Origin of the sequence: Sphingobacterium sp. SRCM116780 (assembly GCF_021442025.1) — a bacterium.
Lineage (GTDB): Bacteria > Bacteroidota > Bacteroidia > Sphingobacteriales > Sphingobacteriaceae > Sphingobacterium.
In genome coordinates, this window is record NZ_CP090446.1 from 316,554 (window position 1) to 330,956 (window position 14,403).

General features: G+C 36.4%; 12 protein-coding genes. 7 read left to right on the forward strand and 5 right to left on the reverse strand.

The genetic code is table 11. From position 1 onward, the window contains the following. Positions 1-78: 78 nt before the first annotated feature. Complete coding sequence (locus tag LZQ00_RS01270) at positions 79-588, forward strand: hypothetical protein (RefSeq protein ID WP_234511234.1); 510 nt, start codon at positions 79-81, stop codon at positions 586-588. Positions 589-655: 67 nt separating this feature from the next. Here LZQ00_RS01270 and LZQ00_RS01275 read toward each other — a convergent pair whose 3' ends face one another. The 5 genes from LZQ00_RS01275 to LZQ00_RS01295 form a co-directional block, all read right to left on the reverse strand. Next, positions 656-1,792, reverse strand: a complete 1,137-nt coding sequence (locus tag LZQ00_RS01275; protein ID WP_234511236.1) for an acyltransferase — start codon at positions 1,790-1,792, stop codon at positions 656-658. A gap of 80 nt (positions 1,793-1,872) precedes the next feature. Further along, on the reverse strand, positions 1,873-3,261 hold the full coding sequence (locus tag LZQ00_RS01280; protein WP_234511238.1) for a LutB/LldF family L-lactate oxidation iron-sulfur protein: 1,389 nt from the start codon (positions 3,259-3,261) through the stop codon (positions 1,873-1,875). 94 nt (positions 3,262-3,355) lie between these two features. Then, the gene (aspS, locus tag LZQ00_RS01285) at positions 3,356-5,110 is read right to left on the reverse strand and encodes an aspartate--tRNA ligase (RefSeq protein WP_234511240.1); all 1,755 of its coding nucleotides are present in this window, start codon (positions 5,108-5,110) and stop codon (positions 3,356-3,358) included. A gap of 724 nt (positions 5,111-5,834) precedes the next feature. Beyond that, positions 5,835-6,392 carry a GyrI-like domain-containing protein gene (locus LZQ00_RS01290; RefSeq protein WP_234511242.1) on the reverse strand — a complete coding sequence of 186 codons (558 nt, stop codon included), beginning with the start codon at positions 6,390-6,392 and terminating at the stop codon, positions 5,835-5,837. Positions 6,393-6,442: 50 nt separating this feature from the next. Beyond that, a complete protein-coding gene (locus tag LZQ00_RS01295) occupies positions 6,443-7,162 on the reverse strand; it encodes a helix-turn-helix transcriptional regulator (protein ID WP_234511244.1) in 720 nt (239 codons plus the stop codon). Positions 7,163-7,748: 586 nt separating this feature from the next. Here LZQ00_RS01295 and mraZ point away from each other — a divergent pair. Genes mraZ through mraY form a run of 6 tightly spaced genes read left to right on the forward strand, consistent with a single transcriptional unit; the run spans position 7,749 to position 14,401 of the window. Next, the gene (mraZ, locus tag LZQ00_RS01300) at positions 7,749-8,222 is read left to right on the forward strand and encodes a division/cell wall cluster transcriptional repressor MraZ (protein ID WP_234511246.1); all 474 of its coding nucleotides are present in this window, start codon (positions 7,749-7,751) and stop codon (positions 8,220-8,222) included. Continuing rightward, positions 8,215-9,129, forward strand: coding sequence for a 16S rRNA (cytosine(1402)-N(4))-methyltransferase RsmH (gene rsmH / locus LZQ00_RS01305; protein ID WP_234511247.1), 915 nt, complete (start codon positions 8,215-8,217; stop codon positions 9,127-9,129). The genes mraZ and rsmH overlap by 8 nt, the downstream gene beginning before the upstream one ends. A 20-nt stretch (positions 9,130-9,149) precedes the next feature. Beyond that, on the forward strand, positions 9,150-9,560 hold the full coding sequence (locus LZQ00_RS01310) for an FtsL-like putative cell division protein (protein ID WP_234511249.1): 411 nt from the start codon (positions 9,150-9,152) through the stop codon (positions 9,558-9,560). A 9-nt stretch (positions 9,561-9,569) separates the two neighbouring features. Then, complete coding sequence (locus LZQ00_RS01315; protein ID WP_234511250.1) at positions 9,570-11,693, forward strand: penicillin-binding protein; 2,124 nt, start codon at positions 9,570-9,572, stop codon at positions 11,691-11,693. 1 nt (position 11,694) lies between these two features. Then, positions 11,695-13,152 (forward strand): UDP-N-acetylmuramoyl-L-alanyl-D-glutamate--2,6-diaminopimelate ligase, encoded by a 1,458-nt coding sequence (locus LZQ00_RS01320; RefSeq protein WP_234511252.1) that lies wholly within the window; start codon positions 11,695-11,697, stop codon positions 13,150-13,152. A 4-nt stretch (positions 13,153-13,156) separates the two neighbouring features. Then, positions 13,157-14,401 (forward strand): phospho-N-acetylmuramoyl-pentapeptide-transferase, encoded by a 1,245-nt coding sequence (gene mraY / locus LZQ00_RS01325; RefSeq protein ID WP_234511253.1) that lies wholly within the window; start codon positions 13,157-13,159, stop codon positions 14,399-14,401. Positions 14,402-14,403 lie beyond the last annotated feature (2 nt).

The following is a 14,403-nucleotide window of genomic DNA, read 5'->3' on the forward strand; positions in this document are numbered from 1 at the left end:
AACAAACCTCAGTAAATTGGAGGATTTAAAATTAAAATAACGGTTAGAAATTGTTAATAAAATTTAAAGAGAAATAACATGAAAAAGTTAATGTTAAGTTTGGCACTATCAGGATTAATGTTTGCTGGTTTTGCACAAGAAAAGGGTAATGTGAAAAATCAGAATGATCGTGGAGATCGTAGGTTTGTAAAAAAAGAATTCCAATTAGATAAAAAGTCAGCAGAAGAAATTGCACAACTCCGTACCGATCGCATGGATGAAAAATTAAAATTTACCGATAAACAGCGTAAAGAAATTTATTCATTGCAATTAGATCAAGCAAAGAAGGACAAAGAATATGCTTCCAATCGTAAAGAATCTATGGAACGTATGAAAAAGGATCGTATGGCTCAACGTGAAAAATTAATGAAAAACCTGAGTCCGGATCAACAAAAATTGTTTAAAGAATCTTTTGCTGAAAATCGTAAACAACGTCACAATCGTAAAGAAGGTGATCGTCCAACACGTCGGAACCGTATAGAAAGAAATGGTAGCGATGGAAGAAAAGGTGAAGAAAATAGAAAAGAAGCCGTATCAAAAAATAGTTAATCTGTGTAAAGGATTTTAAGTTTAAGTTGTTTTTAAAAATGGTCCGTTTGTGAAAACGGGCCATTTTTTATTTTACAAATCTTCTTGTAATCGTATTGGAGTCAAATATTTTGGTGACTAAATAGCTTAAGACAAAACTAATCGTTGCAATGATCAATATTTTTATACCTGCAGGAATGTAGGGCATTTTGAAAAATAAATCTGATATGATCTGCACAATAATAAAATGAGAAAGGAATATCCCAAAAGTTGCAGACGACCAGTCTTTCAATATTTTCGATTCTCTTATGTTTAATTTTTGAAAAATGATAAATACAGCGAAAGTCATCAGAGCCACATTTATAGAACAGAAATACCAGACAATTTCTAGATTGGCATAGTTGGCAGGGAAATATTTTTGAGTAATTAAAAAACCAGAAAAAGTAATCGCAAACCCAATTAAGAATAAAGGTATAGCAACTGCTAATGTTTTGTTGAAAGACCAGTTTAATGGAAACTTAACCAAATAGTAAGCTAACACAATGTAACCGATGAATCCTGAGAAATAGTAAAAAGTTCCAAACTCGTTCCAAGTACAGACACCCCAAATTCCCATGTTGTCGTAGTTTCCTGTATACCCTACTGTAGGAGCAACCATTTTGATATAGGGTAATAATAAGGATACGATCCAGAATCCCAAAAAGATTTGTACATCCTTTTTAGAAGCCTTGTCTAGCCAAGCACCAAAAATGGGGATGATCAAATAAATGCCAATGAGCATATAGATGTACCATAATGGCGTGGTATCGTAGTTGAAATTGAAAATAGAAGTAAAAATCTTCATCACTGTACCTTGGACGGAATATTTTTCAATAGATAAGAGTCCATTTGTACTTGTCTTTACAAAATAGGTATAAATGGCAAATGCAATTGGCAATACTAGAGACCAGAATAACAAGGGTATCACGATCCTTCCAATGCGTTTTTTATAAAACGTAGCGAGATCTGTTTTGATCGGGAACAGTAAAATGCCAGACATCATGGCAAACAAAGGTACGCAAGGTCTAACAAGGCTCCCTATAAATACAGCCGTATGAAAAGAGACACTATTGTCAAAAGATGCTACAAATGCATCACAACTATGACAGATAATGACTAAAAAACAAGCGAATATTCTTAAAAAATCAATCCAAGGGATGTAAGTTCTTTTTATTTGTGCGTCCATTAATAGATGAGGTTATTATTGATCGCACTAAACTAACAAAAAAAATAGCAATTGATTTCAAATCAATTGCTACAATCTTGTTAATCTTTATTTTTTTGTTGCTCTTTCCATTGCTTGGAGAAAGATTTATCTGCCAGTTTTGGTAGCTGACGATTATTTCCCCATGTCTTTTTGAAAAACTTGCCCAAAAAGAAGTTTTTGAATTTACCTCCAAATAAATCAATGAGCTTTCTTCTTTGGATTAAATAAGTAAATCCCTTCCAAGCTTTTTTCTCTATTGTAGGCGCTAAATCTTCCGTTACAGAATCTCTTCTGTTTAACAATAACATTCTTTGGATATCAATTCCTACAGGACAAACTTCCGTACATTTACCACAAAGCGATGAAGCATAGCTCAGGTGTTTAAACTCTTTCATCCCACTGAGGTGAGGAGAGATAAGAGATCCTATTGGGCCCTGATAAGTTGTTTCATAAGTATGTCCCCCTATATTTTGATAGATCGGACATACATTTAAACAGGCACCACAACGAATACAATATAAACCCTGACGTTGATCTTTCTGCGCTAAGAGATTGGTTCGACCATTATCTAATAAAACGACATACATTTCCTCAGGTCCATCCGACTCATAAGCTTGTCTTGGCCCACTTAATAAGGTGTTGTAAACCGTTAGGTTTTGTCCCGTTCCATGACTGGCTAAGAGTGGCCAGAATAAATCAAGATCATTGATGGATGGTAATACTTTCTCAATCCCAACAACAGCAATATGAATTTTTGGGAAAGCAGTAGTCAAGCGCGCATTACCTTCATTTTCCGTAATAGCAATGCTACCCGTATCGGCAATTAAAAAGTTAGCTCCAGATATCCCAATATCCGCAGTTTTATATTTTTCACGTAGCAATTCACGAGCCTTCATTGTCAACTCTTCCGCAGTTGCTTCAAGTGGTGTACCAAATCTTTCATTAAATAGTTGGGCAATGTCCGCCAAACTTAAATGCATGGCAGGAGTAACAATATGATAAGGTTTTTGATCCAGTAATTGAATGATAAACTCACCTAAATCACTTTCCAAGGCTTCAATTCCTTTTTTTTCTAAAAAATGATTCAATTCAATTTCCTCAGAAGCCATAGATTTGGATTTGATAACACTTTTCGCATTATTCTTTTCCATGATCTTCCAGATCTCTTGACGTGCCTCTTCTGCATTATTTGCCCAGATCACTTTGCCACCTCGCGCTGTAAATTTGCTTTCAAATGCTAACAGATATTTATCTAGATTCTCTATTGCGCGCCATTTCGTTAAATTTGCTTCTAATCGGGAATTTTCCAGATTCACAAACTTACTTTTACCTTTTTCGAAAGCAATATTATATTTGTCGATATTATAGTTGATAATATCGCGATGTTTACTGTCGAAAGATTTTGTAGCACTTTCTTTCAAAAACTTATCTGCAGAGCTCACTGACATCTAATTTCTTTAATTTTTACAAAAAAAGTTGGTAATAAATCACCAACTTTTAAATATAACGTTAATAAATTATTTCTCGCATTTTGAGAACAAATTATTTAATTTTTAAGTTCAAATTTAAACTTAGCTCATCCAATTGATCTTGATGAATCGTCGAGGGCGCATCAATCATGACATCTCTTCCTGAGTTATTTTTCGGGAAAGCGATGACATCACGAATAGAATCTAATCCCGCCAATAATGATACCAATCGGTCGAATCCAAATGCCAAACCACCATGTGGGGGAGCGCCATAAGTAAATGCCTCCATTAAGAAACCAAATTGTTTTTGAGCTTCTTCAGGCGTAAACCCTAAATGCTTAAACATCAGTGATTGTAATTCACGGTCGTGAATACGGATAGAACCACCACCCACTTCAGTTCCATTTAAAACAAAATCGTATGCATTTGCTCTGACATCACCAGGATGAGTATCCAATAACGGAATATCCTCTGGTTTTGGAGAAGTAAAAGGATGGTGCATCGCGTGGAAACGTTCCGATTCTTCATCCCATTCCAATAACGGGAAATCCAACACCCATAGTGGAGCGAATTTGTTTTTGTCACGTAATCCCAATTGATTTGCCACTTCTAAACGAAGTTCGTTTAATTGTTTACGAACTTTATCTTTAGAACCAGACATCATTAAGAATAAATCGCCTGGTTTCGCTTGGAACAACTGTGCGAATGCTAATAATTGTTCTGGCGTGTAAAATTTGTCAACAGAAGATTTAACGGTTCCATCTTCATTATAACGCGCGTAAACTAAACCTGTAGCACCTATTTGAGGACGTTTTACAAAGTCCGTTAAGGCATCTAATTGTTTACGTGTATAATGAGCACATCCCTCCGCATTGATACCAACAACCAATTCTGCAGCATCAAAAACAGGAAATCCTTTTCCTTGAGCAACTTCGTTTAACTCTACGAACTGCATATCAAAACGAATATCAGGCTTATCAGATCCATACAAACGCATCGCATCGGCATAAGTCATACGAGGTACTTCTCCTAGGTCAATGTTTTTGATTTTTTTGAATAAGTGTTTCGCTAAACCCTCAAAGATATTTAACACATCTTCTTGCTCTACAAATGACATTTCGCAATCAATTTGTGTAAACTCTGGTTGACGGTCGGCACGCAAATCTTCATCTCGGAAACACTTTACAATTTGGAAATAACGATCAAAGCCCGATACCATTAATAATTGTTTAAATGTCTGAGGAGATTGTGGCAATGCATAAAATTCTCCTGGATTCATTCGTGAAGGAACAACAAAATCACGCGCCCCCTCAGGAGTAGATTTGATTAAAACAGGAGTTTCTACCTCGATGAAGTTCTGTTCGTCAAGAAAACGACGTACTTCTTGTGCTGTTTTATGACGCAATAATAAGTTCTCACGTACAGGAGCACGACGTAAGTCTAAATATCTGAATTTCATTCGGATGTCTTCTCCACCATCTGTTTCGTCTTCGATAGTAAATGGAGGAGTTTTTGCCGAATTTAATATTTCTAAAGAAGAAACTTTGATTTCAATTTCCCCTGTTGGAATTTTTAAATTTTTACTAGAACGTTCGATAACTGTTCCAGTCACTTTAATTACATATTCACGTCCCAATTCACGTGCACTAGCACGTAAGGAATCATCGTCATCTGAATTAAATGTTAATTGTGTAATGCCATAGCGATCTCTTACATCTATGAAAGTCATTCCGCCTAAATCGCGCGATTTTTGAACCCAGCCACTCAGTGTAACCGCTTTACCTAAGTCTGCTATTGTCAATTCTCCGCAAGTGTTTGTTCTATGCATACTCTAATTATATTTAGTCGTGCAAAATTATCTGTTTTTCTGGACAATAACGAATGGCAGTTTTGTTTTATTTAAAGAAAAACGGATTCACATTTTTTTGTCTGGTTTCCACAGAGCTTAATACGCTTATATTTCCTCAGCTTAATCAAGAGCAATCCACTTCTATAGCTATAGATGATGGTACTTTTTATAATGACACATTATAAAATAGCATTTGTCAAGAGGTTAAGTTCTAAAATTCATCCTGTTTTCAACGTAGCTTATTCGAACCTCAAACGTACTTTATTCGTTTTTGTTCGAACGAGGTCCGAATGAGGTACGAACAAGGTACGAGTCAGCTCCCTACTATTTTACTTATTAACCCCCACTTCCTATCGTTTCTATTTCCATATTTATGAAAGTGTCCTCCTATCCCTAAGCAGGGACTAAGCGTATATAAAGCATACATATAGTATGAAAAGCATATCGATAACGCAATTACCCTACACTTATCATCTATAAATAGCATGCTTTCTTGAATAACGCTTTTAGTGCGTTTATACCCTGCAGTATACTTGTTAAGGGACTGGATCAATAGCTGCTAGTTACTTCAATTAGCAACTAGCAGTTAAATGTATACTTTGGGTGCTTGGTGAATAGTTGTGGTTCAGCTTTTAAGATGAGCACTGTTCTGCTTTTTATTGTTTCAGCTCAAATAAGATCAGTAGACATCCTAGAGGACGGTTTATTCCTTTACTGATATAAAAGTTTCTACCTCTGCCTGATCTCCATCATAATATTTTTTACCATGAATAGTGAAATCAGCTTTATAAGCTCTGTTTAGCTTTTTGTTTTGCCATATTTCCAGCCAGGTATTGAAAACCGCTTCTGGCATCTTACCTTTTGAAACAAATTTTTGGTAGATCGAAGTTTCAATTGTTATGCCTATAAATCCTTTAGGAATATGTTCTAGAGAATTTACTGCTAATCCAATAATGGTTGTGTATGGACCTGTGAAGTCAGTTTCGTAATCTGTATAAACGGCATAAATATCATCACTAATTTTGTTCGGAATTTGTTTTTGTATTTCTTCGTTCCAAAATTTCCCCCATAATGTTTCAATGTCTTTGGCGGATTGCCCATTTTCATTGGTTGTTCTTGTTGATATTCCAACGACATAAAATTTTTGAATGATTTGATTGTTCATTGTTTTAGATTTTTTTGTTTGTACTTGTGACTGAGCTGTGATGGAGAATAATAGACATGCAAGAAGCATGAAGTTCTGAAAGTTTTTCGTTCTCATTTCTTTATGATTGTGTTATCCTGCAAATTTATAATGCTCTTGTGACAGCCCTATGGCAAGGGTGTTAAACATTTTTTTCTACAAATGTCAAAATACTCTTCAAAGGTAATTTTGTGCGGTTTGAATGTTTGACTCAATACCCATAAACTTGCAATGCGATCTAAACGGAATGCTCTATAATCATTTCTTAATCTGCAAAGTGCAATGAGCAACCAATTCTCATCGGAGGTGTAAATTGCAAAAGGTTCAATGGTCCTTTCAGTTGTTTGGTCAGTATAAGGCGAATAATATTTTATCTTGACTAGATTGAAATTTGTCAAAGCCAACTGAAGAGTTGATAAGTTATTACTTGTTCGGTCGTTGTCCGTATTTTGTCCAGATATAATTCGATTAGAAAGCAAATTGACTTTATCTTTTGTGTTGTTTCGTAAAACAGATTTTATTTTACTAACCGCTTCTGTGTAGTCTTTTACAAATGATGCATCTTTGTTTTTTAAGACCAATTGTTCCGCTGTAATCAAAGCATTGGCCTCACTTTCAGAAAACATCACAGGTGGAATTCTGTAACCATTCATTAGGCTATAACCTTTTCCCTCTTCTGTTAAAATGGGAACACCTGCCTGCTCTAATGCTTTAATGTCTCGATAGATTGTTCTTTTACTAACTAAAAACTTGTCAGCTAATTCAGAAGCTGTCAACAGCCGTTTCGTTTGCAATTGGGTTAGGATTGCAGTCAATCTAGAAAGTCGTTTTATATCCTTATCGTTCATGAGTTGTCTGTCTGCTAATTTTTATATGGTCACTGCTGGTATTATATCTTGTATCTAGTATGCGCATTTTGTATCCCTATTTTCTATGCGATATACAACAATTTTTAAAAATAAAATCACCTGCACTAAATCAAACGGCTTTTTTTGTTGTTTTTCGTTGCTTTCTAAATAATCGGATTACTTTTTTCCAGTTATTTTGTTGGACGACTCCAGCCTAGTTTTAACTTTCCCGATCCGATTAGACGTAGAATTTAGGGGGTTAAAATAAGTTTGGAAAAATGCCCCACTTTTACCCATTTTTTCGATTTTCTTATAAAAAATATGTTTTTAAAGAGTATTTATTGTACCATTTGACGAAAAAAAACATGGCTTAATGTTTAAATTTTTTCGTGCTATACTATTTTTGAAAACGGTTCAAAAACTGTGTTTATGCATTGATATTTAGCTTTTTGTCCTTGTCTTATTGCAATTTGTTTTGATTAAATGTAGATGTTTTGCTATGTGGAAAACTTTTTTGTGGGTAAAAGTGGGTAAAAGTGGGTGAAAGTGTATACTTTTACATTAAAATTGAAACATTGTATACAAAATGAGTTTTTTAATTGGCGAATATGAATGCAAGTTAGACACCAAAGGAAGAATGGTGTTGCCTGCTGCGCTCAAAAGGCAGTTGCCTGATGTTGAGCGTGAGGGGCTTGTGATCAATCGTGGATTTGAAAAGCATTTGGTGATTTATACGCGCGAAGAGTGGAATGCAATTACAGCTCGACTTGCGCAGTTGAATCAGTATGTAGAGAAAAACAGGATGTTTATTCGAAATTTCACTAGAGGAGCAACCGAATTAAGTTTAGATGCAGCGGGGCGTGTGTTGTTACCAAAAGGTTTGTTGGATTATTCTGGTATAACCGGGGAAGTTGTTTTAGCTTGTCAGGTAAATAAAATTGAGGTTTGGTCAAAAGATGGGTATGAGGATTTTATGAATGGAGATTTGGGAGAAGATTTCTCTGCTTTGGCTGAACAAGTAATGGGAGGTTTTGATTTAGGAGGATTGACGAATGGATAATGTTTATCATGTACCTGTAATGTTGCAAGAGTGTATGGATGCTTTGGCGATTAAACCAAATGGCGTGTATGTTGATGTGACATTTGGTGGGGGGGGGCATTCCAAGGAAATATTGAAGCGTTTGGGGTCTGAGGGTAAATTGTTTGCCTTTGATCAGGATCCAGATGCACTGAATAATGTCATTGATGATTCACGGTTTACACTGATTCATCAAAATTTTCGCTTTTTAAAAAATAATCTTCGGTTAAATGGTATAAAGCAAGTGGACGGTATTTTGGCTGATTTGGGAGTTTCTTCTCATCAGTTTGATGCTGCCGATCGCGGTTTTTCTATTCGTTTTGATGCCGACTTGGATATGCGGATGGATCAAATTTCAGATGTAGATGCAAGAACAGTTTTGGCGACCTATACAGAAGAAGATCTACATCGTATTTTCGGTATGTATGGGGAGATCATCAATGCGAAGACGTTGGCGAAAACGATTGTAACCGCTCGATTGACAACTCCGATCAACACAGTTGCTGAATTAAAAGAGGTTATTAAAAAATTAGTTCCAAGAGGGAAGGAAAATAAATATCATGCGCAAGTTTTTCAGGCATTGCGTATTGAAGTGAATAAAGAGTTGGAGGCTCTTCAGGAATTTTTGATGCAAACAGTTGATGTTTTAAAACCTGAAGGACGTCTTGTAGTGATGTCTTACCATTCATTGGAAGATCGCTTGGTTAAGAATTTTATAGCTAAGGGTAAATTTAGAGGAGATGTGGAGAAGGATTTTTTTGGAAATGAAATAAAGCCATTTCATGTCGTGAGTCGTAAAGCGATTACGGCTAATGAACAAGAGTTGGTTGAAAATAATAGATCGCGCAGTGCGAAATTGCGTGTTGCTGAAAAGTTGGAAATAGCTTAATGGTGTAATTGATTGTTAAGATGGGTAAGAATACAATTAGACAGCAAGAATTAAGCGAGGAGGTTCAAGAAGAACTACAAGAAGCTGTTGAGGAAAAAGCTGAGGAAACCCAAAAGTTTCTAAGGACTTTGCTTACAGCTGGTAACTTATCTATTTACTCTATCGTCAATTACTTGCCATTTATTGGTTTTGTTGCCTTGTTAATGATGCTTTATATTACAAATCGTCATTTTGCTGAGCGTACGATTCGGAAGATTGATAAGTTGGGTAAGGAGGTTAAAGAATTGAGCTGGGATCATAAATCTTTATCGGCTGAATTGATGAAAATGTCTACCCAAACCGAAATCGCAAAGCGTGTGGATTCGTTAGGGTTGAAAGAGCGTGTAGAGCCGCCCATCAAGATTGAAATTGTAAAAGAAAAAAAGAAATAGGAAACGTTTATGAATATCAGAACCACCATTCTATTTCGTGTTTATATCGCATTTGGTTTGATCGTCCTTGTGGCGATTGCTGTTTTTGTGAAGCTTTTTCATTTGCAATATGTTGATGGTGAAAAGTGGCGTGCTTTATCTGATAGTCTTTCGATTCAAGAGCGTGAAGTAGAAGCTGCTCGTGGAAATATCTATTCCAATGATGGAAGTCTATTAGCGACTTCTGTTCCTGAATATGAATTGCGTTTTGATGCAATGGCTATTCCGGAGGAGGAAAATGATTATTTCAATTTGAAAGTTGACTCTTTAGCAATTAAGTTGTCCGGATTTTTTAAAGATAAATCTTCTAGACAGTATTTGACATTATTAAAACAGGCAAGGAATAAGAAACAACGTTATTTTTTGATCAAGCGTGAAGTTTCGCATCAAGATCTGAAAGTGATTAAAGAGTTTCCTTTGTTGAAATCTGTGCGTGTGGGTAAAGAACGTTATCCAGGAGGGTTGATTACTGAGCGTCAGAATAAACGTATTCTTCCATTTGTAAATTTGGCTGCACGTACGATTGGGTATAAGAATGTTCGGGAGAATATTCATGTGGGGTTAGAAGGTGCTTACGGTGAGTATATTGATGGAAAAAGTGGTAAGCGCTTAATGCAAAGAATTGCCGGTGGTATTTGGATTCCTGTGAATCGTGATATTGAAGTTGCTCCTGTAGATGGTGCTGATATTATTTCGACAATCGATATCAATATGCAAGATATGGCGCAACGTGCTTTAGAAAAACAAATGATTGCGAGTAATGCAGATGAGGGTTGTGTTGTGATGATGGAGGTGAAGACTGGAGAGGTTCGTGCAGTTGCCAACTTTACAAAAGATAAAGATGGTGTTTATCGGGAGAAGATGAATATTGCGATTGCGCAAAGTGCTGAACCAGGTTCTACATTTAAGTTAGCGTCTTATATGGCGGCTATTGATGATGGAATGATCGATACCACTACAACGGTAAATGTCGGGAACGGGAATTGGCCGATTTATCGTCATACAATTAAAGATTCACATGCACCTAAAAAATCAGTGATGACTGCCATAGAGGCTTTTGAACAATCTTCAAACGTGGGGATTACGAAGTTGATCTATGAGCATTATAAAGATAATCCAGAGAAATTTACAGCTAAGCTGCATTCGTTTGGTTTGGATAAAAAATTAGAGTTGCAAATTACAGGAGAGGGATCCCCTTTGATTAAAACTCCAAAAAGTAAAAGTTGGAGCGGTTTGTCTCTTGTACAGATGGCTTATGGTTATGAATTGAAGGTAACACCTTTGCAGATGCTGACCTTATATAATGCTGTTGCTAATAACGGAAAGATGATTGCTCCAGTCTTTGTAAAAGAGATTCGTCACTTAGGTAGTACAGTTGAAAAATTTGAAGCGCGCGTTATCAATGAAAAAATAGCTTCTGATAAAGCTTTGGGGCAGATCAGAGGGATGATGGAAGGTGTGATGAAAGTAGGTACGGGTAAAACATTGCGAAATCCATCGTATACGTCGGCTGGTAAAACTGGGACGGCGCAAATGGCAGATGGGGCGATGGGTTATCGTAATCGTAAATATCAATCGTCCTTTGCAGGATATTTTCCTGCTGAAAATCCGAAGTATTCGATTATCGTAGTGATACGAAATCCTAGAAATGGTTACTATGGAGCCTCGGTAGCGGGGCCAGTTTTTAAAGAGTTGGCCGATATGGTATATGCCAATGATTTGGAAATGCATGGTGCCTTTAATAAGAAAAAAATAAATACTTCTGCTTTAAATACGACAGCATTAACATTAAAAGGATCGCGTGAAGCGACTCAAAAAGTATATGAACAGTTGGGATTGAAAATGGTGAATTGGAATTCAATTGCACAAAATGATAGCTCAACATCAACGCTTGGAGTTCCTTTTGTAGAATATCAAATAAAGGAAGGGGTGGTGCCTAATGTAATGGGAATGGGATTGATTGATGCTTTGTTTGCGCTAGAAAATTCTGGGTTTAAAACAAGTGTTAGTGGAAAAGGGAAAGTGGCGATGCAGTCTTTAGTTGCTGGTCAAAAGTTACCAATAGGTACAGGGATAATGATAGAATTAAAATAGGATGAAGAACTTAAAATCAATATTACACGCTATTCCTGTACAGGAAGTTGTCGGTCAACTGGATGTTGATGTAGTATCGCTTTGTTTTGATTCTCGTCAAGTTGTATTTGGAAGTTTGTTTATCGCAATTCGAGGTGTTCATACAGATGGACATTTATATATAGACAAAGCCATTGCATTTGGGGCTAGAGCTGTTATTGTTGAAGAGTTGCCTGCCGATACCTTGGATACTGTTGTTTATATTGTTGTTGCTGATTCATCCTTTGCTTTAGGAATAGTGGCTTCTAATTTCTATGATAATCCATCTAAAAAAATGAAGCTGGTGGGAGTGACTGGAACCAATGGTAAAACAACCGTTGCGACATTATTATTTCAATTGTTTTCGCAATTGGGTTATCATGTTGGTTTATTGTCAACTGTTCAAAATCAAATTGGAGAGCGAATTATTCCAGCGACACATACAACACCTGATCCGATTCAGCTTAATCATTTATTAAGTGACATGGTGGAGGAAGGCTGTGATTACTGTTTTATGGAGGTGAGTTCACATGCTGTTATACAACAACGTATTGCAGGATTGAAATTCGCTGGCGCCATTTTCACAAATATTACGCATGATCATCTGGATTTTCATAAAACATTTGGTAATTATATTAAAGCAAAGAAAAAATTCTTTGATGATTTAGATACAGCTGCTTTTGCACTGACAAATGAAGATGACAAAAATGGTCAAGTGATGTTGCAAAATACATTTGCGCATAAAAAGACTTACGGTCTACATTCTGGAGCTGATTTTAAAGCTAAAGTTGTGGAAAGTCATTTTGATGGCATGTTGTTGAATATTGACAATCATGATGTCTGGGTCAAACTAGTTGGTGGTTTCAATGCTTACAATTTGTTGGCCGTTTACGGGGCTGCAATCTTATTAGAGCAAGAAACCATTCGTGTATTAACAGCGCTCAGTGTGTTAACAGGTGCTGAAGGTAGATTTGAAACGATAAAAGCTCCAAATGGAGTTTTTGGAATTGTGGATTATGCACATACGCCAGATGCTGTTGAGAATGTATTGGAAACAATTGAGAAATTACGTCAACAAAGTCAACAGATCATTACGGTGTTGGGTTGTGGCGGAGATCGTGATAAAACAAAGCGACCAGAAATGTCTGAGGCTGCATTGCGTTACAGTGATCGATTAATCATCACCTCGGACAATCCAAGAACAGAAGATCCATTAGTTATCATTAAGGAGATGGAAGCAGGGGTTCCTGCTGAAAAAAGAAATAAGGTACTTTCTATTGCTGATCGTAAAGAGGCCATTCGAGTTGCTTATCAGTTAGCCAAGTCTGGTGATATCATTGTGGTGGCGGGAAAAGGACATGAAAAATATCAAGAGATAAATGGTGTGCGTCATCATTTTGATGATAGAGAGATTTTAGAATTAACATTTAACGAACAATAAGAATATGTTATACCATTTATTCACATGGTTAAACGAATATGTACACATTCCTGGGGCAGGTTTGTTTCAGTATATTTCTTTCAGAACATCAATGGCTGTCATTGTTTCATTGATTATTACGACTGTTTTTGGAGGAAAGCTGATTCAGGTGCTTCACAATAAACAAGTCGGAGAAACGATTCGTGATTTAGGATTAGAAGGAGAGAAAAAGAAACAAGGGACACCGACAATGGGTGGTTTGATTATTATTGCTGGTATTCTGATTCCGACCTTGTTGTTCGCTAAGTTGACAAATATTTATGTCATCATTATGATTGTATCAACCCTCTGGATGGGAGCGATTGGTTTCTTAGATGATTATATTAAGGTATTTCGTCATAACAAAGAAGGATTGGCAGGACGCTTTAAAGTGATTGGTCAAATTGGTTTGGGGATTATGATTGCCTGTACGATGTATTTTCACCCAGAGATTGTTGTTCGTCAAAATGTGGCATCACCGACTTCCATTAAACCAGTTGAAGTGATTATTAACCAGAGTACTGGCGAGAAAACATATGCGGAGAATGTGAAGTCATCTAAGACAAATATTCCCTTTTATAAAAATAATGAATTTGACTACGCGAAAGTATTCAAAATGTTTGGGCTGCATAGCGATGTTTTGACTTTCATCGTGTTCTTGATTGTCGTGGTATTTATTGTGACGGCAGTTTCCAATGGAGCGAATATAACCGATGGTATTGATGGTCTGGCAACAGGTACATCGGCTATTATTGGTGTGACGTTAGCAATATTGGCTTATGTGTCTGGTAACGTAATTTTCTCAGACTATTTGAATATTATGTATATCCCGAACTCTGGAGAGCTGGTAATTTTTGCCGGTGCTTTTGTTGGTGCTTGTGTCGGGTTTTTATGGTATAATACCTACCCAGCTCAAGTTTTTATGGGAGATACGGGTAGTTTGGCTATTGGAGGTGTAATTGCTGCATTTGCTATTTTGATTCGAAAAGAATTGTTGATTCCTATTTTATGTGGGGTTTTCTTATTGGAAAATATATCGGTAATTCTTCAAGTCTCATACTTCAAATATACGAAGAAGAAATATGGTGAAGGTAGACGTATTTTCCTGATGTCTCCATTGCATCATCATTTTCAGAAGAAAGGCTACCACGAGGCTAAAATCGTGACACGGTTTGTTATTATAGGAATTATTTTGGCCATTTTGACCATTGTAACATTGAAAATTAGATAATC

What these genes read in the sequence shown, in the direction of transcription:
- mraY (WP_234511253.1), top strand. Translation starts at nt 13,157, where the DNA reads ATGTTATACCATTTATTCACATGGTTAAACGAATATGTACACATTCCT.
- LZQ00_RS01320 (WP_234511252.1), top strand. Translation starts at nt 11,695, where the DNA reads ATGAAGAACTTAAAATCAATATTACACGCTATTCCTGTACAGGAAGTT.
- LZQ00_RS01310 (WP_234511249.1), top strand. Translation starts at nt 9,150, where the DNA reads ATGGGTAAGAATACAATTAGACAGCAAGAATTAAGCGAGGAGGTTCAA.
- LZQ00_RS01290 (WP_234511242.1), bottom strand. Translation starts at nt 6,392, where the DNA reads ATGAGAACGAAAAACTTTCAGAACTTCATGCTTCTTGCATGTCTATTA.
- rsmH (WP_234511247.1), top strand. Translation starts at nt 8,215, where the DNA reads ATGGATAATGTTTATCATGTACCTGTAATGTTGCAAGAGTGTATGGAT.
- mraZ (WP_234511246.1), top strand. Translation starts at nt 7,749, where the DNA reads ATGAGTTTTTTAATTGGCGAATATGAATGCAAGTTAGACACCAAAGGA.
- LZQ00_RS01295 (WP_234511244.1), bottom strand. Translation starts at nt 7,162, where the DNA reads ATGAACGATAAGGATATAAAACGACTTTCTAGATTGACTGCAATCCTA.
- aspS (WP_234511240.1), bottom strand. Translation starts at nt 5,110, where the DNA reads ATGCATAGAACAAACACTTGCGGAGAATTGACAATAGCAGACTTAGGT.
- LZQ00_RS01270 (WP_234511234.1), top strand. Translation starts at nt 79, where the DNA reads ATGAAAAAGTTAATGTTAAGTTTGGCACTATCAGGATTAATGTTTGCT.
- LZQ00_RS01315 (WP_234511250.1), top strand. Translation starts at nt 9,570, where the DNA reads ATGAATATCAGAACCACCATTCTATTTCGTGTTTATATCGCATTTGGT.
- LZQ00_RS01275 (WP_234511236.1), bottom strand. Translation starts at nt 1,792, where the DNA reads ATGGACGCACAAATAAAAAGAACTTACATCCCTTGGATTGATTTTTTA.
- LZQ00_RS01280 (WP_234511238.1), bottom strand. Translation starts at nt 3,261, where the DNA reads ATGTCAGTGAGCTCTGCAGATAAGTTTTTGAAAGAAAGTGCTACAAAA.